The sequence below is a fragment of the Xanthomonas rydalmerensis genome (assembly GCF_033170385.1).
GTDB lineage: Bacteria > Pseudomonadota > Gammaproteobacteria > Xanthomonadales > Xanthomonadaceae > Xanthomonas_A > Xanthomonas_A rydalmerensis.
This window is the reverse complement of the sequence record NZ_CP126170.1, coordinates 1973761-1994782: the sequence shown is the minus strand read 5'-3', so window position 1 is coordinate 1994782 and position 21022 is coordinate 1973761. Positions and strand designations below refer to the sequence as shown.

Below are 21022 nucleotides of genomic sequence, written 5' to 3'. Positions count from 1 at the left end.
CCGCACCGCGATCGAGGACACCCCGCGATGCCCGCGCGCCTGACCGCCTACCTGCCCGACGCGCCGGCGCCGACGCTGCTGCTCGCCGCCGGGCAGACGCTGGCGATCGGCCGCGCGGCGGACAACGCGCTGGCACTGGAACATCCCTCGGTGTCGCGCTGGCACGCCCGGCTGCAGCCGCAGGCCGACGGCCACTGGCAGTTGCACGACCTGGGCAGCAAGAACGGCAGCTTCCGCGATGGCGTGCGCGTGGCCGCGCCGATCGCGCTGGAGACCGCGACCTGGCTGCGCTTTGGCGACATCTACGCCGAGTTCGCCCCGCTCAGCCCGGCCGATGCGGAACTGGCCGAACGCCGCCAGCGCGCCCGCTGCGATCGCGCCACCGCGCTCACCCAGGGGCTCGCCCAGATCGGCGGACTCGACGATCTGCTCGGCGCCAGCCTGGACGCGGTAGTCGAACTGTCCCAGGCCGAACGCGGCCTGCTGGTCCTGGCCGAGGCGCACGGCCAGCGCATCGCGGCCAGCCACGGCACCGGGCCGCTGCCGCTGCAGCGCGGGCTCGCCGGCAGCGAGGGTGCCCTGCAACGCGCCCTGCGCCACGGCCAGGCCACCGTGGCCCACGACGTCGGCGGCGTGCCGTGGCTGGCCGAGCGCGCCTCGGTCTGCGCCGCCGGCCTGCGCACGGTGCTGTGCCTGCCGCTGCGCGACGGCGCGCGCGTGCTCGGCGCGATCTACGCCGACAGCCGCCGCGCCGGAAGTGCCATCGGTGCGCTGGACATGCAATTGCTCGAAGCCTTCTGCGAGCGCGCCGCGCTCTGGATCGCCGCGCGCCAGGCGCTGCGCGAGACCGGCGCGGAGCCGGAGCCGGCATGAGCGACGCCGCCACCGCCACCGGCCTGTACGCGCAGGAAAGCCTGACGCCGGGGGACGTGCTGGCCGGCCGCTTCCGCATCGAGCGCCTGCTCGGCATCGGCGGCATGGGTCTGGTGTACCTGGCCCACGACCAGGCGCTGGGCATCGACGTCGCGGTCAAGCTGCTGCGCCCGGAACTGGCGCAGCGGCCGCAGGCCTTCGCCCGCTTCCGCCAGGAACTGCTGCTGGCGCGGCTGGTATCCAGTCCGCACGTGGTGCGGATCCACGACCTGGCCGAACACGCCGGGCGCTGGCTGATCAGCATGGACTACGTGGAGGGCGAGTCGCTGGAAGCGCGGCTGCAGCGCGAGGAACGGCTGGACGTCGACACCGCGTTGCGCATCGCCGGCGACATCGCCCGCGGCCTGCAGGCGGCGCATGCGCGCGGCGTCGTGCACCGCGACCTCAAGCCGGCCAACATCCTGCTGCAACGCGGCGGCGATGCGCTGATCAGCGACTTCGGCGTGGCCTGCTCGATGGCCAGCAGCGGTCTGGGCGCGACCCTGGGCAACGTCATCGGCACGCCCGCCTACCTGTCGCCCGAACAGGCGCGCGGCGACGCGCTCGACCCGCGCAGCGACCTCTACGCCTTGGGCCTGATCCTGTACGAAATGCTCGCCGGGCAGGTGCCGTTCGCCGGCGGCACCCTGTCCGAGACCCTGGCCCAACGCATGCTGCGCGAGCCGCCGCGGGTGGACCGGCTGCGCGCGGACGTGCCGGGCTGGCTGGTGCGGCTGCTGCAGCGGCTGCTGCGCCCGCAGCCGCGCGACCGCTTGCAGCACGCTGGCGAAGTCATCGTGGCGATCGAGCGCCGGCAACTGCCGCGCGATCGCCGGCGCTGGCGCCGCCTCGCCATTGGCTTGGCCGCGACCCTGGCCGGCGCCGCCCTGCTCGGTGCCGGCGCCTGGCAATGGCAGGCGCAAAGCGCCAGCGCCCCGCCGCCGGTGGTCGCCGTGCAACCGCTGCCGCGCCTGCTGGTCTTGCCGCTGGCCGGGGACCCGGGCAACGCCGAACAGCGCCTGGCGCTCGGTGCGTGGCTGCGCGGCAGCCTCGGCGAAACGCTGACCGTGGTCGACGACGCGCGCACCCGGCAGGCGCTGCGCCAGTACGACCCCACCGGCCAGGCGCCGCTGGACGTGGCGGCGCTGCGCCGGCTCGCCTCCGCGCAACGCGTGCTGCAGCCGAGCCTGCAACGCCAGGGTGCCGGCTGGCGCCTGCAGGCGCTGCTGCATCCGGCCAGCGGCGCGGCGCAACGCCTCGACGGACCGGTCGCCGCCGATCCGGCCGCGGCCTACGCGGCGTGGTTGCCGGTCGCGTCCAGGACGCTGCTCGCCGAGGGCACCACCCTGCCCGACGACCTGCCGGCGCCCGCCGCGCTGCAGGCATATGCGCGCGGCCTGGCGGCGCAGCAACGCGACGACAGCGCACAGGCGCTGCAGCAGTTCGCCGAGGCCAGCGCGCAGGCGCCGCAGTCCGCGCCGTTGCGCCTGGCCGAGGTGGTCGCGGCGCAGGCCATCGGCGAAGAACAGAAAGCGCGCGAAGCCTTGAGCGCGCGCGCGCCCACGGCGCCGGCGCGGCCGCGCACCCTGGCGATGCTGGAGGCGCTGCGCCTGGAAGCGGAAGACGATCTCGCCGCCGCCGACCGCACCTGGCAGGCGCTGGCCACGGCCAGGCCCGACGACAGCGTGGTGCAACTGCAGTTCGCGCGGGTCCAGGCGCAGGCCGGCCATCTGGACGCGGCGCGCGATCGTCTGCGCGCGTTGTCGCAGCGCGATCCCGACGATCCGCGGCTATGGCTGGCGCTGGGCAAGCTGGCGATCCTCAGCGGCAACGCCGCCACCGCGGTGGACGACGACCTGCTGCGCGCACAGTTGTTGTTCCGCCGCGGACGCGACCTCTATGGCGAGGCGGAAACGGTGAACGCACTGGGCGTGGGCTACGGTCGGCTCGGCCTGGCCCAGCAGGCGCAGGCGCAGTACCTGCGCGCCGTGGAGCTGCGTCGCCAGGTCGGCAATCGCCGTGGCGTCGCCACCAGCCTGCGCAACCTGGCCGGCACGCTCAGCATCGGCGGTGCCTTCGCCGAGGCCGAACAGCAGCTGCGCCAGGCGCAGGCGCTGTACGTCGAACTGGGCGACCGCGACGGCCAGGCCGCCGCCGCCAACGAACTCGGTCTGCTGGCCGAAGAGCGCGGCGACTACCCGCAGGCGCTGCAGGCGTTCCGCGGCGCGCTGACCGCCTGGCGCGCGCTCGGCGATGCGCACGGCGTGGCCGAGACGCTCAACAACATCGGCTTCGCGCATTTCCAGTTGGGCGACCTGGACAGCGCGCAGGCGTTCTGGGAACAGGCCGCGCGCGCCTATGCCGATCTCAACGACGCCACCGGCCGGGTGCGCACCGCGCAGAACCTCGGCCTGCTGGCCACCGCGCGCGGCCAGTGGGCGCAGGCGCAGACCCTGCTGACCCAGGCGCTGCGCGAGGCCGAGCGCCACCAGATGCTCGAGGAGGTGGCGGTGAGCCGGCGCAACCTGGCCGAACTGGCGTTCTGGCAGGGCCAGCGCGACGTGGCGCTGACCGAACTGGACCAGGCGCAGCGGCTGTTCCAGCAGAGCCGCGACCAGCGCGGCCAGACCGACATCGCCCTGCTGCGCGCGCAACTGTGGCTGGCGCTGGACGACCCGGCGCAGGCGCGGCTGGCGCTGCAGCAGGTGCAGCGCCAGGCCGCCGCCTCGGTGTCCAGCGAACAGCGCGCCGGTGCGGCGCTGCTGCAGGCGCAACTGGCCGAACGCGACGGCGACGACGCCGCGGCCGCCGCTGCGCTGCGCCAGGCCGAGGCACTGGCGCGCGCCAGCGGCACCCGCCTGCTGCAACTGCAGGTGCGGGTGCAGGCGGCGCACGACGAACCCACCCTGGCCGCGCTGGCGGCCGATGTCGCACGCCTGGGCAACGCCGGGCTGCGCCTGCGCTATCTGCAGCAGGCGCTGCGCTACGGCGCTGCCGACCAGGTCGCGGCGCGCTACGCGCAGGCGCAGACCCTGCTGCTGCGCGGCAGCCCGCTGTTCGCCGCCGCCCTGCACACGCAGGCCGCGCAGCGCCTGGACGCGCTCGGCGACCACGCCGCCGCGCAACGCGCCCGCCGCGCCGCGGCGCAGGCCGCCAGCGGTGCCGATGTCGCAAGCGCACGGAGCACGCCATGAGCGACGCCACTGCCACCGCCGCCGAACGCTACCGCCTGCTGCTGCAGCGCCTGGAAGCCAACGAGCGCGAGTTCCGCCGGCTCGGCCGCGCCGTGGTCAAGGTCCAGGAGGACGAGCGCCGGCGCCTGGCGCGCGAACTGCACGACGGCGTCGGCCAGAACCTCACCGTGCTCAAGCACCGGCTGGCGCAGTTGGGTGCGGCGCTCGGCACAGCCGACGCTGCGCTGCGCGCGCCGCTGGAGGAGGCCATCCATCTGTGCACGCAGGCGCTGGAAGACACCCGGCAGATGTCGCGCTTGCTGCGCCCACCGATTCTCGACGACCTGGGGCTGGAGGCGGCCTTGGGCTGGCTGGGCCGCAGCCAGTCCGCCGCCGGTGCCACCCCGGTCACGGTCGAGATCGGCCCGCTGCCGGCGCTGGACGAAGCGCTGCAGACCCTGCTGTTCCGCAGCGCACAGGAGGCACTGACCAATGCGCTCAAGCACGCCGGGGCGCAGTCGGTGCTGCTGCGACTGGTCGCGCGCGAGGGCTGGGCGCATCTGCAGGTGCTGGACGACGGCCGCGGCTGCGACCCGCAGCAGGCGCTGACCGCCGGCGGCAGCGGCCTGAGCGGCTTGCGCGAACGCCTGCGCCTGAGCGGCGGCAGCCTGCGCCTGCAGTCGTCCCCAGGCGAGGGCTGCTGCGTGCAGATCCGGGTGCCGCTGGAGGCCGATTGAACGTGATCGCCCTGCCCCGCCCCGACACCCGCGCGGCGCTGCACACGCCGCGAGATCCCGCCTGTCAGCGCGATTGGAGCGGACCGGCATGAGCGCGCCGATCCGGGTCCTCATCGCCGACGACCACACCCTGGTGCGCGAAAGCCTGGTCGCCGTGCTCGACGCGATCGACGGCATCCAGGTGGTGGCGCAGGCTGCCGACGGCATCGAGGCGCTGGCCAAGGCCGAGGCGACCAGCCCGGACGTGGCGATCGTGGACATCTCGATGCCGCGGCTCAACGGCATCGACGTGGTCCGACGATTGTGCGAGACCGTGCCGCTGGCGCGGATCCTGGTGCTGACCATGCATGAGGAACACGAATACGTGCTGCACGCCGTGCGCGCCGGCGCCTCCGGCTACCTGCTCAAGGACAGCGCCAGCGCCGACCTGATCGCCGCGGTGCGCAACCTGCACGCCGGCCGCGGCCACTTCTCGCCGCAGGCCGCGCAGGCGCTGGTGACACAGATGCAGCAGCCGCAAGCGCTGCCGCCCGATCCCTACCGCAGCCTGACCGCACGCGAACGCGAGGTGTTCCACCTGATCGTGGAAGGCCGCACCACCAAGGAGATCGCGCGGGTGCTGCAGATCAGCGTCAAGACCGCCGAGAACCACCGCTTCCGCGTGCTCAACAAGCTGGGCATGCGCAATACCGCCGAACTGGTGCGCTACGCGGTCCGCCACGGCCTGCTCGACTGAACGGCGCCGCGCGGCGGTTCGTTCGGAGCCGGCTACGCTTACTCCATACGCCATAGTATCCTGGGGACCTCGGCCGCACCGCGGCCCTCGTCACGAGCGATCGCATGAGCACCTATCAAGCCCCGTTGACCGATCTCCGCTTCGCGCTGCACGACGTGCTGCAGGTGGAGGCGCTGTTCGCCCGCCTCGGCCATGCCGAGGCCAATGCCGAACTGATCGATGCGGTGCTGGAGGAAGCGGCGCGCTTCACCGGCACCGTGCTGGCGCCGCTGAACCGGGTCGGCGACGAGCACGGCTGCACCCTGGACAAGGCCACCGGCGCGGTGACCACCGCGCCCGGCTTCCGCGAGGCCTACCGGCAGTTCGCCGAGGGCGGCTGGACCGGGCTGACCGCCGCCGCCGAGTTCGGCGGCCAGGGCCTGCCGCACACCCTGGGCGTGCCGCTCAACGAAATGGTCAACGCCGCCAACCTGGCCTGGGGCAACTTCCCGCTGCTGTCGCACGGCGCGGTCGAGGCTCTCAAGCAGCACGGCGAGGCCTGGCAGCAGGAGGTGTTCCTGAAGCCGCTGGTGGACGGCCGCTGGACCGGCACCATGTGCCTGACCGAGCCGCACTGCGGCACCGACCTGGGCCTGCTCAAGACCCGCGCCGAACCCAACGCCGACGGCAGTTGGTCGGTCAGCGGCACCAAGATCTTCATCACCGCCGGCGAGCACGACTTCACCGACAACATCGTGCACCTGGTGCTGGCGCGGCTGCCGGACGCGCCGGCCGGCGCCAAGGGCATCTCGCTGCTGGTGGTGCCGAAGTTCAAGGTCGCCCGCGACGGCAGCGTCGGCGAGCGCAACGCGCTGCGCTGCGGCTCGCTGGAGCACAAGATGGGCATCCACGGCTCGGCCACCTGCGTGATGAACTTCGACGGCGCCCAGGGCTATCTGGTCGGGCAGCCGCACAAGGGCCTGCAGGCCATGTTCACCATGATGAACACCGCGCGCCTCGGCGTCGGTCTGCAGGGCATCGGCCTGTCCGAGCGCGCCTACCAGAACGCGCTGCACTACGCCCGCGAGCGCCTGCAGTCGCGTTCGTTGAGCGGCGCCAAGCTGCCGGAGAAGCCGGCCGACCCGATCCTGGTGCATCCGGACGTGCGGCGCATGCTGCTGACGGTGAAGGCGCTGACCGAAGGCAGCCGCCTGCTGGCGCTGCACGCCGCGACCCTGATCGACATCGCGCACAGCGCGCAGGATCCGGCCGAACGCGAGCAGGCCGACGTGCTGGTCAGCTTCCTCACCCCGATCTCCAAGGCCTGCCAGACCGAGTGGGCGGTGGAGAACACCTACCACGCGCTGCAGTGCTTCGGCGGCCACGGCTACATCCACGAACACGGCATGGAGCAGTTGGCCCGCGACGCACGCATCACCACCCTCTACGAAGGCACCACCGGCATCCAGGCGCTGGACCTGATCGGCCGCAAGACCGCGTCCAGCCAGGGCGCGGGACTGAAGCTGTTCCTGGCGCAGATCGAGGCCTTCCTGACCGAGCACGCCGACAACCCGGCGGTGGCCGAATTCGTCACGCCGCTGCGCGAGAAGGCCGCCGAGTGGGCGGCGCTGACCAAGCGCATCCTGCAGCGCGCCGCCGGCAACCCCGAGGAACTGGGCGCGGCCAGCTACGACTACGTGTTCTATTCCGGCTACGTGGTGCTGGCCTACTGGTGGGCGCGCAGCGTCGCCGCGGCCGAGGCCTCGGCGCACGGCGAGGCGTTCAAGCAGTCCAAGCGCGAGACCGCCCGCTTCTACTACGCCCGCCTGCTGCCGCGCACGCTGACCCACGCCGCGGCCATCGACAGCGGCGCCGAGCCGCTGATGGCGCTGGCCGACGCACAGTTCTGAGACCGCGCGTCCGAGTCCAAACCCCGCCCCGGCAGGCACGCCGTGCCGGGGCGGCACGGCCCGCCGCGGGCCGATACACAAACCGTCACCAATCGGGTATAAGCTGTTTTCCCGATGGAGACAGACACAACAACGCTTGGTCTGATCGATACCGGGGCCTGCGGCACTTCGGTCGCGGTCCCGTCGCCTGCGGCGTCCCCTTCCCACCTGCCTTCGGTCCGGCTGCTGTCGCTGGACGCGCACGGCCGCGTGCTGGACTGGATCAACTGGCAGGACGCCGCCTGCCTGTACGCGCGCGGCGCGGTCGCCTGGACCCTCGGCGAGCCGTGCCTGCACATCCATGGCGGCATCAGCCGCGCCAGTGGCGAGCGCAGCGTGCTGGAGTTGCACCCGATCATCGCCGCGCGCGGCCACGCGCATGCGCGTGCGCTCGACCCCACCCCGACCCTGACCAATACCGCGCTGTTCGCCCGCGATGCGCAGCTGTGCCTGTACTGCGGCCAGCAGTTCAGCCGCCCGCAGCTGACCCGCGATCACGTGCTGCCGGTGTCCAAGGGCGGCCGCGACATCTGGGAGAACGTGGTCACCGCGTGCTTCCACTGCAATTCGCGCAAGGGCAACCGCACCCCGCAGCAGGCGTCGATGCCGCTGCTGGCGGTGCCATACCGGCCGAGCTGGATCGAGCACCTGATCCTGTCCAACCGCAACATCCTGGCCGACCAGATGTCGTTCCTGAAGGCGCAGTTGCCGAAGCGCTCGAAGCTGTCGCGCTAGCCGCATCACATCGCCCTCATGGGGCTGCGACGGATTGCCGCACCCGTGCCGAAACAGGCCATGCGCGCGCCCGCGACTGAACGGGTTGATTGCGTGTGCCCGGAATGGAGAGGAAAATGACAGGTCCGCTGAACCTCCATCCCGATGATCGACTCCACCCGCTATCCGCGCCTCTCGCGCATCCAGGTCCCCGCCGAACTGCGCCGCTTCGATGAATCGGAGCTGCCGGCCATCGCCGAGGAACTGCGTGCCTTTCTGATCGAGTGCGTCGGCAAGAGCGGCGGCCATTTCGGCGCCGGGCTGGGCGTGATCGAACTCACCGTCGCCCTGCATTACCTGTACGACACGCCGGTCGACCAACTGGTGTGGGATGTCGGCCACCAGACCTATCCGCACAAGATCCTCACCGGGCGCCGCGACCGCATCCACACGGTCAAGCAGGCCGACGGCGTGGCGCCGTTCCCCAAGCGCGAGGAAAGCGAGTACGACACCTTCGGTGTCGGCCATTCCTCCACCTCGATCTCGGCTGCGCTAGGCATGGCGGTGGCGCTGCAGCGCATGGGCGACGAGCGCAAGGTGGTGGCGGTGATCGGCGACGGCGCGATGACCGCCGGCATGGCCTATGAGGCGCTGAACCACGCCGGCGGCATGGACCCGGAACCGAACCTGCTGGTGATCCTCAACGACAACCGCATGTCGATCTCCGAGGCGGTCGGCGGGGTCACCAAGATGCTGGGGCGGATGAGCGGCAGCAAGACCCTCAACGCCATCCGCGAGGGCGGCAAGAAGATCCTCGGCGACAAGAAGAGCAACCCCACCGCGCGCTTCGTGCGGCGCTGGGAAGAGCACTGGAAGGGCATGTTCGTGCCGTCCACGCTGTTCGAGGAAATGGGCTTCCACTACACCGGCCCGATCGACGGCCACGACCTGCCGGCGCTGCTCGGCGCGCTGAAGACGCTCAAGACCCTCAAGGGTCCGCAGCTGCTGCACGTCATCACCACCAAGGGCAAGGGCTACGAACTGGCCGAGGGCGACCAGATCGGCTATCACGCAGTCGGCCCGTTCGATCCCAGCAAGGGCCTGGTGGCCAAGCCGGGCGCCAAGGCCCCGACCTACACCGACGTGTTCGGCGACTGGATCTGCGACATGGCCGCGGCCGAGCCGGCGCTGCTGGCGATCACCCCGGCGATGCGCGAAGGCTCGGGCCTGGTGCGCTTCAGCAAGGAGTACCCGCAGCGCTACTTCGACGTGGCCATCGCCGAGCAGCACGCGGTGACCCTGGCCGCGGGCATGGCCGTGCACGGCGCCAAGCCCGTCGTGGCGATCTACTCCACCTTCCTGCAGCGCGGCTACGACCAACTGGTGCACGACGTGGCGGTGCAGCAGCTCGACGTGCTGTTCGCGATCGACCGCGGCGGCGTGGTCGGCCCGGACGGCGCCACCCATGCCGGCAACCTGGACCTGAGTTTCCTGCGCTGCGTGCCGCACCTGGTGGTGATGGCGCCGGCCGACGAAGCCGAGTGCCGGCAACTGCTCAGCACCGGCCTGCGCCATGCCGGCCCGGCCGCGGTGCGCTACCCGCGCGGCACCGGCCCCGGGATCGCCCCCGGAACCACGCTGGAACCCTTGCCGATCGGTAAGGCGCAAGTGCGCGCGCAGGGCCACACGGTGGCGCTGCTGGCGTTCGGCGCGACCCTGGCGGCGGCCGAACAGGTCGGCCGCGAACTCGGCCTGAGCGTGGTCAACATGCGCTTCGTCAAGCCGCTGGACCGCGCCTTGCTGCTGGAACTTGCGCAGAGCCACGAGGGCTTCGTGACCATCGAGGACAACGTGGTGGCCGGCGGCGCCGGCTCCGGCGTGGCCGAGCTGTTCAACGCCGAAGGCGTGCTGCGCCCGGTGCTGCACCTGGGCCTGCCCGACGCGTTCCAGCACCACGCCAGCCGCGAGCAACTGCTGGCCGAAGCCGGCATCGACGCCGCCGGCATCCGCGCCGCAGTGCTGAAGCGCTGGCCGCAACTGGCCACCAGCGCCAGCGCACCGCGCACTGCGGCGGGCTGACCGCCGCGGTCGGCGGGTACGGCACGGCCTCAGCGCGTGCCGTGCCTGATGGCTTGCGCCACCGCGCGTGCATCTACATTCCGGACGCGCACAGAGGCCGCTCCGCGTGGGACACGGCCCCCAGCGCACGCCCTAAGGCGCGATCACCTCGTCACCGCGGGCACGCAGCCGGTCCAGCGGCCCGCCAGGGTCCTGCAGGGTCTGCATCGGCAACGCCGCGAAACTGGAGCGGTTCTGCGTCAGCGCCCGCTCGGCCGCCTGCAACCAGGCCGCCTGGGCCCGCTTGCGCACATCGCCCAGGCCCAGCTTGCGCGCGATCGCCGCTTCGCCGACCGCATCGAGGCAGACCCGGTACTGATCGTTGGCGGGCAACGTGGTCAGCGTCTCCAGATCGCCTTCGGACCAGGCGTTGGCGCGCTGGCGCATCGTCGCCAGGTCGCGATCGATGACCTGCAGGGTGCGCGCGAAGCAGGTGCTGTCGTTCAAGGTCGTTGCCCGGAATTCCTGCAGCGCGCGCTTGGCGTCGGGCACCTGGACCTCCACGACCACCGGCACGATCGGCACCTTGGCGCGCTTGGCCGCACGCTCGATCACCGGTTGCACGACGCTGCCCAGGCTCAGGCCGGATGTGCGCATCGCCGCCTCGTACAGTTCCTGCGCGGCAAACACTGGACGCCAGCGTTCCACGCCGTTGTCGCGGCCCAGGTAACGCGCCTTCAACGGCAGCCAGCGTGCATAGAGGTCGGGCGGCAGCACCTGTTGCAGGGTGCGGTCGTCGGGGTTGCGCCGCGCCTTGAGCAAGGACGGCAGCAGCAACAGGCTGCGGAACATGCCCAGGCCAGAGTCCAGGGTGAGGGTCGGTGCCCCGATCACCTGTTGCGATTGGGCGATCACCCGCTCCACCTCGCCCGATTCCCACTGCATGCGCCTGGGCAGGGGCGAGACCGTGCCGAGGATCCACAGCACGTGGTCGCCGCGGCGGACCTGCCACAGTCCGGGTCCGGGCTGGCGCCCGCTCACCAGCACCGCGTCCAGGTCGACCACCGGTGGACTGGTTGGCGCTGACGACGGTGCCGATGCCGCAGTCTGCGCCTGCGCCGCGGGCACACCGACCGGCACCAGCAGCGCGGCCACCAGGCACAGCAGCGCCCGCAACCGGCGCGCAACGCGTTCTTGTCTGGTCGTCGCGTGCAGTCCGCGTGCCCTGCTCCACCCCAGCCGCGGAGGCATGACTACCCGTCCAGTCTGGGCAGATGCGCGGCCAGCGGGTCGCTGTCTTCCAGCAATTCGAAGCGCTCCCAGAGAAAGCCCGGCGCCACCACGCAGCGCACCAGGCAATAGTCGGCCAGCGGACGCGCCGCCTGCCAGGTGCCGGCCGCAATCACCACCGAGGGCATGCCGCCGCGCTCGCTGGCATCCAGGCGGTAGCGCTGCAAGCCGTGGTGCGGGTCGAAGCCGAACAGCTCCAGCGCCCCGCCCTCTTCCCACTGCCAGGTCTCGTCGGCATCGATGCGGTGCCAGCGGCTGACCTCGCCCTGCTCCAGCAGGAAGCGGATCGCGGTACAGGCCGGGCGCAGCGTCTGCGCGTGCTGCACCATTACCGCCGAGGTATGCACGCGCGCATAGCGCCCGCCTTCCGGGTGCGGCAGCAGCGACAGGTCGCGCACCAGGGCGGCGATTCGGAAGGCGGCGGCACTGGACATGCCTCCAGTCTAATCCTGCCGCGCGGCCCCGCGCATGTCAGGCGCTGCGATCTGCGCGGCCGATGCGCGCCCGTTCATGCCTGCGGCAGCGAGTCGCGGGCGGGCGCTGCTGCCAGCCGCCGGCCACGGCGCAGGCACAGCGCGAAGAACACCAGCAGATCCCAGCTGTAGCGCTTGAGCAGGCGCCGCGGTTCGCGCAGCAGGCGGTAGATCCATTCCAGGCGCAGCCGGCGCACCCAGGCCGGCGCACGCCGGGCGGTACCGGACAGGAAGTCCAGCAGCGCGCCCACGCCGAACGCCAACGGCACCTGCAGCCGGCCGGCCTGCTGCAGCAGCCAGCGCTCCTGCAGCGGATTGCCGAAGGCCACCAGCAGCACGTCGGCGCCGCTGGCGTTGATGCGCGCGGCGAGGTCTTTGCCGGCCGCGGCGAACTCGGCGTAGCCGTCGCAGGTACCGACCACCTGCTGTCCCAGCGTCTGCCGCAAGGTCTGCGCCGCGGCCTCGGCCACGCCGGGACGGCCGCCGAGCAGGAAGAAGCGCAGCGGACGCGCGCTCTTCCGGCACAGCGCCGGAATCAGGTCGGTGCCGTTGAGGTTGCCGGCGAAGCGGCGGCCGTGCACCAGCAGCGCGCCCAGGTCCATGCCGATGCCGTCGTTGACGATGCACACGCCCGGCGCGGCCAGACGCTCGCGCAGGGCCTGGCACTGCACCACGAAGTTGGTATTGGCGAAAAACACCTGGCGGCGCTCGCCGCGTGCCAGCGCCTGCAGCAGGGTGGCGACGAAATCGGCTTCGGTGCTGCGCAGGATCGGATAGCCGCCCAGCGCGAGCACCTCGCCCGTCGCGCGCTCACCAGAGGTCATGCGGAAAACTCTCCAGCAGGCCGCGCTGCACCGCCGCCAGGTCGAACACGGTATTGCCGCCCAGCGCCACGCATTCCTCCACCGTGTGTCCGGCGTGCCAGCGACTGCGGCCGGTGCCCGCGTAGTAGTCGTCGTACTTGAAACGGTCCTCGCCGTTGCCCCAGTCCAGGTATACCGAGGGCACGCCATAGGCTTCGGCCAGGATCAGCCCGTGCAAGGAACTGGACACGACCAGATCGGCGCCGAGCAGTTGCCGCACGAACGCGGCCGGCTGGCGGTTCGGCAACACCAGGTGATCCTTGTAGCCGACGTACTTGTCCAGCGGTTCGTTGAAGTGCGGTACCACCAGGAACGGCCGCCGTGCCGGCGCCGGTGCCAACGCCTCGCGCGGGAAGAACAGCGGCATCAGCAAGCCCGGGTCGCCATACACCTCCGGCACCTGCAGGCCGCGCTCGCGCAGGAATGCGCGGGTCTTGGGTCCGCGCACGGCGCGCACGTCGAGCTGACGGAAGCTGTGGCGGTCGGCAGGGATCTTGCCGTTGACGCCGCTGCCCCACACGGTGTCGCCGTCGCGGGCGAAATGCAGCACCGAGCCGATCGCGATCAGCCGCTGGCGCTTGTCGCGCTTGTCCAGCAAGGTGCGGTCGCGCTGGCCGAGCACGTTGGAGACGATGATCTTGGACAGGTGATCGCCGACGTTGATCTCGCCGTTCTTCGGCTTCCACCAGAACAGCGCCCGGCGCTCTTCGTAATCGATCCATTTTTGCAATGCGGACATCGGTCCTCCTTGGTTGCGCGGGGGATACGGCGAACACGCCGACGGCGTATGCTCAGACCGCGCCGTCGGCGAACAGACGTGTCTCCGGATAGGCGGCCGGATCCAGCACCCGGTCGGTGGTGTCGGACCAGCTCAGGCACTGGCGATGGCGCACGTGCGGCGCCTGCAGCGCCTGCCCGATCGCGGCGACGATGGATGCCTCGTCGCCCGGGGTGTAGCCGAAGCGCGACGGATAGCGGCCGACGACGGCATGCGGGCACACCGCCGGCAGGCCGAAAAAGTCGTACTGCAGCAGCTTCATCGAACTGTCGGCCAGATACGCCGGGACCTGCTCGGAGGCGTAAGGCGCGATGCCGAAGCGCGCGTGCTTGATGTAGCGAATGGTCTCGGCATGCTTCATTTCGCCGTACACCACCACGTTGTCGCCATAGCCGGGCGCGCGGTCCATGCCCGAGCCGATGACGTGGAAGGTGACCTGCGGGAAGGCGCGGCTGGCGGCCACGAAGAACGCCGGGTCGAACAGCATCGAGCCCACCGCCACCGCATGGATGCCCTCGCCGTACGGCGACGGGTCGCCGAGCGTGTGCAGGTCGTGGTCCACGCCGTGGCCGACGTGGTACACGTTGTGGCGGCTGGCGACCTCCTCGGCCATCGCCGGCGACACCAGGGCGATCACGTCCAGGCTCGGCGCCATGCGGTCGAACTCGCGCTCGATGTAGTCGGCGACGTTGATCGTGCTCAAGCCGTCGGAGGCGCGGTACACCTTGCGTGCGGTCGGGTTGATCCGCGCCGCCAGCGCGATGAAGGCCACTGCGATGCCGCTCTCGAACACGATCACGTCGGCCTCGCGCATCCAGCGCAGCAGCGTGGCCGGCGCGCGCGCCGCGTACAGCTTGAACATCAGGTCTTCCAGCGGCCGCAGCCAGCGCCGCCGGGTGTTGAACGGATGCAGCGGCGCGCGCCACAGGTAGCAGTCCACGCCGTTGTGGCGAACCACCTGGTTGGCGCTGGCGTCCAGCGGCAGGCGCAGGTCGCCCTTGAGCCGCGACAGCAGGCTGTAGCGCAGCGAGAAGAAGCGCGTGGTGCCGCGCTTGGCCAGCTCATCGGCGATGAAGTGGATGTTGGCGCGGCGCGGCGTGCGGTAGTCGTGCGCCGACAGCACCAGGTAGCACGGCGGGCGGCCGGTGGCGGCTGCGCTCGGCGCCGACGCGGGCAGCGCCGCTGCGGAAGAATCGCTCATGCGCTCGCTCCTAGGCGGGAGGAAGGAAAAGAAAGAGGCGGCAGGCCTGCGCTCATCGCGTGCTCCGCGCCTGGCGCAGCAGCGTGCGCATCTGCAGGATCGCCAGCACGTCGCGGCGGAACGCCGGCCACAGCGCGAACACCAGCAGGCACGCGATCGCCATGGCCGCCGCGCCCACGATGAGTTGCAGCCACAACGACGCGCCGCCCCACTGCTGCGCGGCGAAGTAGGCGGCGACGCCGCACACGCCGTAACCAAGCACCGCGCGCAAGGCGTTGTTGAACAGTTCCCAGGCCGGGATCTGCGGCGCGATCCGCGCGATCCAGATCACCGACAGCGGCCACATCACCAGCAAGCCCAGCGTGTAGCCCACGGTCACACCCATCACGCCCCACAGCGAGCCGGCGAAGATGCAGGCGATCAGCATCACCCGCCCCACCACCGAGTACACCAGCTGTTGGCGCATCAGGCCCAGCGCCAGGAACACCCAGTAAGTGGCGTAGGAGGCGGTCTGGAAGATGCCGCCGAGGGTCAGCACCTGGAACAGCGGCACCGCCGGCCGCCACTGTTCGCCCAGCACCAGCACGATCAGCGGCATCGCCAGCGCACAGGCGAAGGAAAACAGCGCCACGATCAGGTGCACCATCACCGTCTGCCCGCGCAGCAGGAAGTTGCCGAAGCGCGGCGGATCGTCCTGCAGCTGCGACAGCACCGGCAGCGCCACCGAGGTGGCCGGCGCGTTGATCTGGTTCAGCGGCATCATCAGCAGCTGGAACGCGCGGTTGTACAGGCCCAGTGCCTCGGCGCCGATGCGGTGGCCGATGATCACCTGGCCGACGTTGCGGCTGGCATAGCCGAGCAACTGCGCCGCCATCAGGTTCCAGCCGAAGCTCAGGAAGGTGCGCATCGGCGCGTCGCGCCGATAGCCGCGCGGCAGCCAGCGCGCGCAGGCGCCGGCGATCAGCAGGTTGACCAGCGCCTGCACCACCTGCTGCCAGACCAGCGCCCAGTAGCCGTAGCCGGCCAGCGCCACGCCGACGCCGGCCAGCAGGCCCAGCACCTGCGCGCCGACATCGCTCAGCGAGACCTGGCCGAAGCGCAGCGCACGGCTCAGGTGCGCGCGGTACTGCGTGGTCATGCCATTGAGCAGGAAGGTCACCGCCAACGCCTGGGAAATGCCGAGCAAGGCCGGCTCGCGGTAGAAGTGCGCGATCCACGCCGAGGACAGGAACACCACGATCGCCAGCACCAGGCCGATGCCGCTGTTGATCCAGAACAGGTTGTCGCGCTGCTCGCGGCTGACGTGCTTGGCCTGGATCGCCGCCGAGGACAGGCCGAAATCGCGCAGGATCTCGGCCATGCCGACGATCGCCGTCACCATCGCCATCAGGCCGTAGTCGTAGGGCGTCAGCAGCCGCGCCAACAGAATGATGCCGCCGAACTGCACCACCATCTTGGCCAGCTGCCCGGCCATGGTCACCGCCGCACCGCCGGCCGCGCGCGCGCCCAGCCCGGGTTGCGGCGCCGCCGGCCGTGGGGTCTCGGTGCCGCTCATGCGTGCTCCCCGCGGCGCGCGGTCAACGCCTGCAGATAACTGCGGTAGTGCTGCAGACCGATCCCGTTCCAGTCGCGCCGCGACAGGTCCGGCACGGCCTCGGCCGGCAGCTGCTGCGCCTGCGCCAGGGCCTGCGCCAGCTGCGTCGCGTCCAGCTCGCCCTGGTACAGCTGCACCCACTGCGCACCGACCTCCTCGGCGATGGCGGCATTGGCCTCGCTCCACGGCGCCAGCACCGGGCGCGCCAGCGACAGTGCCAGCAGCAGGGTGCCGGAGTTGTGCATCTGCCGGTACGGCAGCACCACCAGTTCGGCTTCGCCGATTTCCTGCGCCAGCACCGCGTCTTCCACGTACTGCAGGCGTGCGCTGATCCGCGGATCCTCGGCGCAGGCGCGCTCGACCACGTCGCGGATCTGTGCGTCGATCGGATTGCCGGCGATGCGCAGGCTGAGTTGTGGATCGGGCAGCGCACGCAGCGTGGCGATCAGCGTTTCCACGCCCTTGTACGGGCGCAACAGCCCGAAATGCAGCAGACGCCCGGGGACCCGCGGCGGTTGCGGCAGCGGCGCGTACCAGTCGCGGTAGTGGCCGTGCAGGATGGTGTCGGTGGCCGGCGCGCGCGTGGGCGTGGTCGCGTTGATGCGGATCCAGCGTGCGGTCTGGCGGTCGATCCAGCGCAGCAGCAGGCGTTCGCGCCAGCCCTTGTCCTCGTGCGGCGCGACGTTGTGCAGGGTGCGCACAATCGGCACCCCGGCCATGCGCAGGCGCAACAGCAACAGGGCCACGCAGACCTGCTTGGCCAGCGTGCCGAGCGCGGTGCGATGCCGCAGCAGGTACTCCGGCCAGTGCAGGTGCAGCACGTCGTAGCGCGACAGCAGTGCCGCACGCATCGAGAAGAAACGCAGTTGCACCTGCGGCGGCAGCGCCGCGTAGAGCTGGGTCAGGTAGGGATTGGTGGTCGCGGTCGGGCGTTCGGTGGACAGCAGCACGGTCACCGCCGGCGCAGCCTGCTGCGACGCGCCGTGGCGCTGACTCTCGCCGCTCATCGGCCGCCCTCCGCTCCGCCCAGCGCCAGGCGGTACTCGTCCAGATAGGCGCCGACCACGCGGTCCCAGTCGTAGCGATGCGCATAGGCCATCGCCGCTTCGCGCTGCGCGGCGAAGGCCGCATCGGCGCCGCTGGCAAAGGCACGCACCGTGGCCGCGGCGGCCTGCACATCGGCGGGGTCGACCAGCACGCCCTGCCCCGACTCGCGTTGCAGACGCGCGAACGGCGGGATGTCGCTGAGGATCGGCAACAGCCCGGCACTCATCGCCTCCACCGCTGCCAGGCCAAAGCCCTCGTGCCGCGACAGGCACACGAAGTACTGCGCGCTGCCGAGCAACTGCGCCAACTGCGCCTGGGTCGGCGCCACCTGCAGGCGCACCCGCTGCTGCAGGCCGCGCTCGGCGATGGCCTGCTGCAGGTCGGCCACGCTGAAGTCGTATTCGCGCCCGGCCACGATCAACTGCCAGGCTGGGTCCTGTGCGGCCAGCGCACGCACCAGGTCCAGGGTCTCCAACAGGCCCTTGTTGACCGACCAGCGCCCGAAGTAGATCAGCGTGCGACCAGGCGCGGCGCTGCCCTGCCCGGCGAACTTGTCCACGTCCACGCCGTTCTCGATCACCCGCAGCCGCCGCGGCGCGACCACCTGCGAGAACAGTTGGCCGTCGTTCTCGCTGGTCGCCACCACCCGCGCATAGGCGAGCGCCGAGGCGCGGGTGAGGGTCTTGAACCAGAGCATCTTCAGGCGCGAGGCGTAGGTGGTATGGAAGAAACCGCCATGGGTGGAAACGATCATCGGCACACGGTGCAGCGGCCGGGTCAGGGCCAGGAAGTCGTAGAAGAAATCGATGCCATGCACGTGCAGCAGATCCGCGCCGCGCACCGCCGCCAGCACCGACGGCGCCAGCGGGTAGCGCGAGGAGCCGCGGTATGGCAGGCGCACGATCGGCACGCCCTGATGACTATCGCGCGGCGCCAGGCGCTGCTGCGGATCGGTGAACACCCGGTCCAGGCTCACCACCTCGACCTGGTCGCGTCCCTGCTGCAGATGGCGGCGCGCGATGTTCATCACCACCTCCTCCATGCCGCCCACCGAGGGATGGAACTGGCGCACCACATGCACCACCTTCATGCCCGGCCTCCGTCGCGCCTGTACGCGGTTCGCAGCGCCGCCGTCATGCCGTCGCTCCTGCGACCGCGCTGCGCCGCACGCCGATCATCCACGGCGCGACCCGCACCAGCACCACGCGGATCGGCACGCTGGCCAGCACCGCCAGCACGCTCACCGACACCGCCCAGGCCGGTCCCCAGGCATCGCCGCGAACCAGGCCGGTGCGAGCGGCGACGCCGGCCATCACCGAGAACAACAAGGTGTGCGTGCACAGGATCAGCAAGGTATTGCGTCCGATCCACTGCAGCCAGGCCCAGCGCTGCACCAGGCCGGCCACGCACAAGGCCATGGCGCTGCCGAGCAGGCTGGCGGCGAGGAAGCCCAGCGGCGAATCGCCGAACTTGAGCAGGTTCACGTCCACGCGGCCGTTGTACCAGGCGATCGCGAACCAGGCCGCGCCCAGCAGCACCGCCGCCAGCGCATTGCCGGCCGGCCGTGCCGGCCACCAGTGCGCGCGCGTCGCGGCGAGCGCGCCGATCGCGAAGAAACACAGCGCCACCGGCAGCACGTCCAGGGAGAACGGCAGGCGCATGTCCTGCCCTGGGAACCAGCAGGCCCAGCCCCAGGCCAGCGGCAGCGACAGCCCGGCCAGGGCCTGCACCGACAGCGTCCGCCGCAGCGCCAGATACGCCAGCGTGGTCACGAACAGCGCCGGCAGGAACCACAGCGCCGGCATCACGTAGAGCTTGGGGCCGATGCCGCTGACCAGGCCCAGCAGCGGCTCCCACCACGGCCGGTCGCCCCACAGCTGCGCCTTGCTGCCGATATGCCGGGTCAGCGTCCAGTACGCGTAGGCGACAAAGAAGAACGCCACATACGGCAGCAACAGGCTGCGCGCCAGCTTGCCGACCGTGGCCAGGGTCAGTGGGCGATTGCCGAAGGCCTCACCGACCCAGCCCGACAACAGGAAGAACATCGGCACGTGGAAGCTGTAGGCCAGGATCACGTAGGCGTGCGGAATGCCCTTGGCATGGCCGAACACCACCAGCAGGATCGCAATCGCCTTGGCCGCGTCGATGCGCATGTCGCGCGGCACGCTCGCGCGTGCGCTGCGCGCCTGCGCCGGCACCGACGCGGAGACGGCCGTGGCGGGCGCGCTCATGCCGGCACCGCCGGAATCCGCGGGACCGGTGCCGGCCGCGGCGGCACCGCGGACGCATCGCGCAACTGCGGCGCCATCTGCCACAGGCAGCCGCACACGAACCACCACAGCGCCGCGGTCTTGATCGAGAAGTAGCCGTTGGAGACCAGCAGACTCAGCGAGAACGCGAAGATCAGCAGGTTCTTGAACAACTGCCCTTCGATGGTGCGCATCAGCATCGCGAACGAATAGGCCAGCAGGAACGCCAGCACCAGCAGCACCGACTGCGAGGAGATGAAGTAGGCGATGCCGCTGTCGAAGTAGCGGTACGGCTGGTCCACGTCCAGCCCCATCCACGCATCGGCGCTCATCCTGCGGATCGAATCGACGGTGAAGAACACCCGCCCCAGCGTGGTGTCCTCATAGCTCTGGATGCCCGAGGCCCACACCAGCAGCCATGCACCGCCCATCACCGCGAAGAAGATCAGGAAGCCCAGGCGCTGATCCATGCGCAGCAGCAACGGACTCAGCAGCGCCATCATCACGCAGGTGCCGGCGGCCAGGCGTCCGTCCGAGGCCACGATCAGGAAGCCGATCATCGCCACCGAGGCGACGACCGCGAACGGCCGCATCCAGCGCCAGAAGGTCAGCAGGATGGCGGTGAAGAAGATGATGAAGTTGCCCATCGTCACCGGCTCGATGAACACCGAGGAGGCGCGCGGCAGGTTCGACGACGGCAGGAAGTTGCGCGCACCCGGTCGCGTCGCGCTGACGAACAGGTTGCTGTCCTGGTTCCAGAAGCTCGACGCGCTGGCGCCGCGTGCATTGACGAAATAGCTCTTGGGATTGACCACGTCGCCGTAGACCTTGGGCAGCGCCAGTTCGAACACCGCCACCAGCGACACCAGCAGCGCCATGCGCACGAACATGCGCGGCAGCGAGCCGGTATAGGCGGCGCCGAGCAGCAGGAAGGCGAACGGGATCAGCGCATCGCGGAAGAATTTCGGATCCAGCGACCACGCCAGGAACAGGCGCACCAGCATCAGCAGCGCCAACAGGGCGATGCCGGTGAACACCATCGCCAGGCGCTTGCGATCCAGCGCGCGCAGGCCGAGCAGGAAGCAGGCGGCATAGACCGCCAGTTCCACCGCATAGGTCATCGCCGGGCTGACCCGGAACACCTTGGCGTTGATCACCGCCAGCACGAAGTTGTAGCCGATGGCGAACAGCAACACCAGCTCGATCAGCAGGTTGCGGCGCTGCTCGCGCAGCGGCATGTCCGATGCGCTCAGCATGCGCAGCTCCCTG

The 21022-nt window shown here is 70.9% G+C and carries 17 protein-coding genes; 7 read left to right on the top strand and 10 right to left on the bottom strand.

The window, feature by feature from the left end; translation table 11 throughout:
• The first annotated feature begins 27 nt into the window (after window positions 1-27).
• The 7 genes from QN245_RS08245 (at window position 28) to dxs (ending at window position 10279) form a co-directional block, all read left to right on the top strand.
• Entirely contained in the window at window positions 28-873 is an 846-nt protein-coding gene (locus QN245_RS08245) for an FHA domain-containing protein (protein WP_317845027.1), read from the top strand.
• Complete coding sequence (locus tag QN245_RS08240) at window positions 870-4106, top strand: protein kinase domain-containing protein (protein ID WP_317845026.1); 3237 nt, start codon at window positions 870-872, stop codon at window positions 4104-4106. The genes QN245_RS08245 and QN245_RS08240 overlap by 4 nt, the downstream gene beginning before the upstream one ends.
• On the top strand, window positions 4103-4822 hold the full coding sequence (locus tag QN245_RS08235; RefSeq protein ID WP_317845025.1) for a sensor histidine kinase: 720 nt from the start codon (window positions 4103-4105) through the stop codon (window positions 4820-4822). Before QN245_RS08240 ends, QN245_RS08235 begins: the two co-directional genes overlap by 4 nt.
• Before the next feature lie 88 nt (window positions 4823-4910).
• The gene (locus tag QN245_RS08230; RefSeq protein WP_167087785.1) at window positions 4911-5558 is read left to right on the top strand and encodes a response regulator; all 648 of its coding nucleotides are present in this window, start codon (window positions 4911-4913) and stop codon (window positions 5556-5558) included.
• A gap of 104 nt (window positions 5559-5662) precedes the next feature.
• Window positions 5663-7447, top strand: coding sequence for an acyl-CoA dehydrogenase C-terminal domain-containing protein (locus QN245_RS08225; protein WP_317845024.1), 1785 nt, complete (start codon window positions 5663-5665; stop codon window positions 7445-7447).
• Window positions 7448-7561: 114 nt separating this feature from the next.
• Window positions 7562-8221 (top strand): HNH endonuclease, encoded by a 660-nt coding sequence (locus QN245_RS08220; protein ID WP_202394680.1) that lies wholly within the window; start codon window positions 7562-7564, stop codon window positions 8219-8221.
• Window positions 8222-8365: 144 nt separating this feature from the next.
• A complete protein-coding gene (dxs, locus tag QN245_RS08215) occupies window positions 8366-10279 on the top strand; it encodes a 1-deoxy-D-xylulose-5-phosphate synthase (protein ID WP_317845023.1) in 1914 nt (637 codons plus the stop codon).
• A gap of 132 nt (window positions 10280-10411) precedes the next feature.
• Here the strand turns inward: dxs and QN245_RS08210 are convergent, their stop codons facing one another.
• The 10 genes from QN245_RS08210 to QN245_RS08165 all read right to left on the bottom strand — a co-directional run bounded on the left by QN245_RS08210 (window position 10412) and on the right by QN245_RS08165 (window position 21009).
• Window positions 10412-11434, bottom strand: coding sequence for a TraB/GumN family protein (locus QN245_RS08210; protein ID WP_317845022.1), 1023 nt, complete (start codon window positions 11432-11434; stop codon window positions 10412-10414).
• Window positions 11435-11511: 77 nt separating this feature from the next.
• On the bottom strand, window positions 11512-11982 hold the full coding sequence (locus QN245_RS08205) for a cupin domain-containing protein (RefSeq protein WP_160967358.1): 471 nt from the start codon (window positions 11980-11982) through the stop codon (window positions 11512-11514).
• A 74-nt stretch (window positions 11983-12056) separates the two neighbouring features.
• The gene (locus QN245_RS08200) at window positions 12057-12845 is read right to left on the bottom strand and encodes a WecB/TagA/CpsF family glycosyltransferase (RefSeq protein ID WP_160967356.1); all 789 of its coding nucleotides are present in this window, start codon (window positions 12843-12845) and stop codon (window positions 12057-12059) included.
• The gene (locus tag QN245_RS08195) at window positions 12832-13623 is read right to left on the bottom strand and encodes a polysaccharide pyruvyl transferase family protein (protein ID WP_160967354.1); all 792 of its coding nucleotides are present in this window, start codon (window positions 13621-13623) and stop codon (window positions 12832-12834) included. Before QN245_RS08195 ends, QN245_RS08200 begins: the two co-directional genes overlap by 14 nt.
• A gap of 52 nt (window positions 13624-13675) precedes the next feature.
• Window positions 13676-14863, bottom strand: coding sequence for a glycosyltransferase (locus tag QN245_RS08190; RefSeq protein WP_160967352.1), 1188 nt, complete (start codon window positions 14861-14863; stop codon window positions 13676-13678).
• A gap of 52 nt (window positions 14864-14915) precedes the next feature.
• The gene (locus QN245_RS08185) at window positions 14916-16418 is read right to left on the bottom strand and encodes a lipopolysaccharide biosynthesis protein (RefSeq protein WP_184646522.1); all 1503 of its coding nucleotides are present in this window, start codon (window positions 16416-16418) and stop codon (window positions 14916-14918) included.
• Window positions 16415-17464 carry a glycosyltransferase gene (locus QN245_RS08180; protein WP_184646521.1) on the bottom strand — a complete coding sequence of 350 codons (1050 nt, stop codon included), beginning with the start codon at window positions 17462-17464 and terminating at the stop codon, window positions 16415-16417. Before QN245_RS08180 ends, QN245_RS08185 begins: the two co-directional genes overlap by 4 nt.
• The gene (locus tag QN245_RS08175; RefSeq protein WP_317845021.1) at window positions 17461-18594 is read right to left on the bottom strand and encodes a glycosyltransferase family 4 protein; all 1134 of its coding nucleotides are present in this window, start codon (window positions 18592-18594) and stop codon (window positions 17461-17463) included. Before QN245_RS08175 ends, QN245_RS08180 begins: the two co-directional genes overlap by 4 nt.
• Before the next feature lie 43 nt (window positions 18595-18637).
• On the bottom strand, window positions 18638-19735 hold the full coding sequence (locus QN245_RS08170; RefSeq protein WP_317845020.1) for an acyltransferase family protein: 1098 nt from the start codon (window positions 19733-19735) through the stop codon (window positions 18638-18640).
• Window positions 19732-21009, bottom strand: a complete 1278-nt coding sequence (locus QN245_RS08165) for a polysaccharide biosynthesis protein GumE (protein ID WP_184646516.1) — start codon at window positions 21007-21009, stop codon at window positions 19732-19734. The genes QN245_RS08170 and QN245_RS08165 overlap by 4 nt, the downstream gene beginning before the upstream one ends.
• Window positions 21010-21022: the final 13 nt, after the last annotated feature.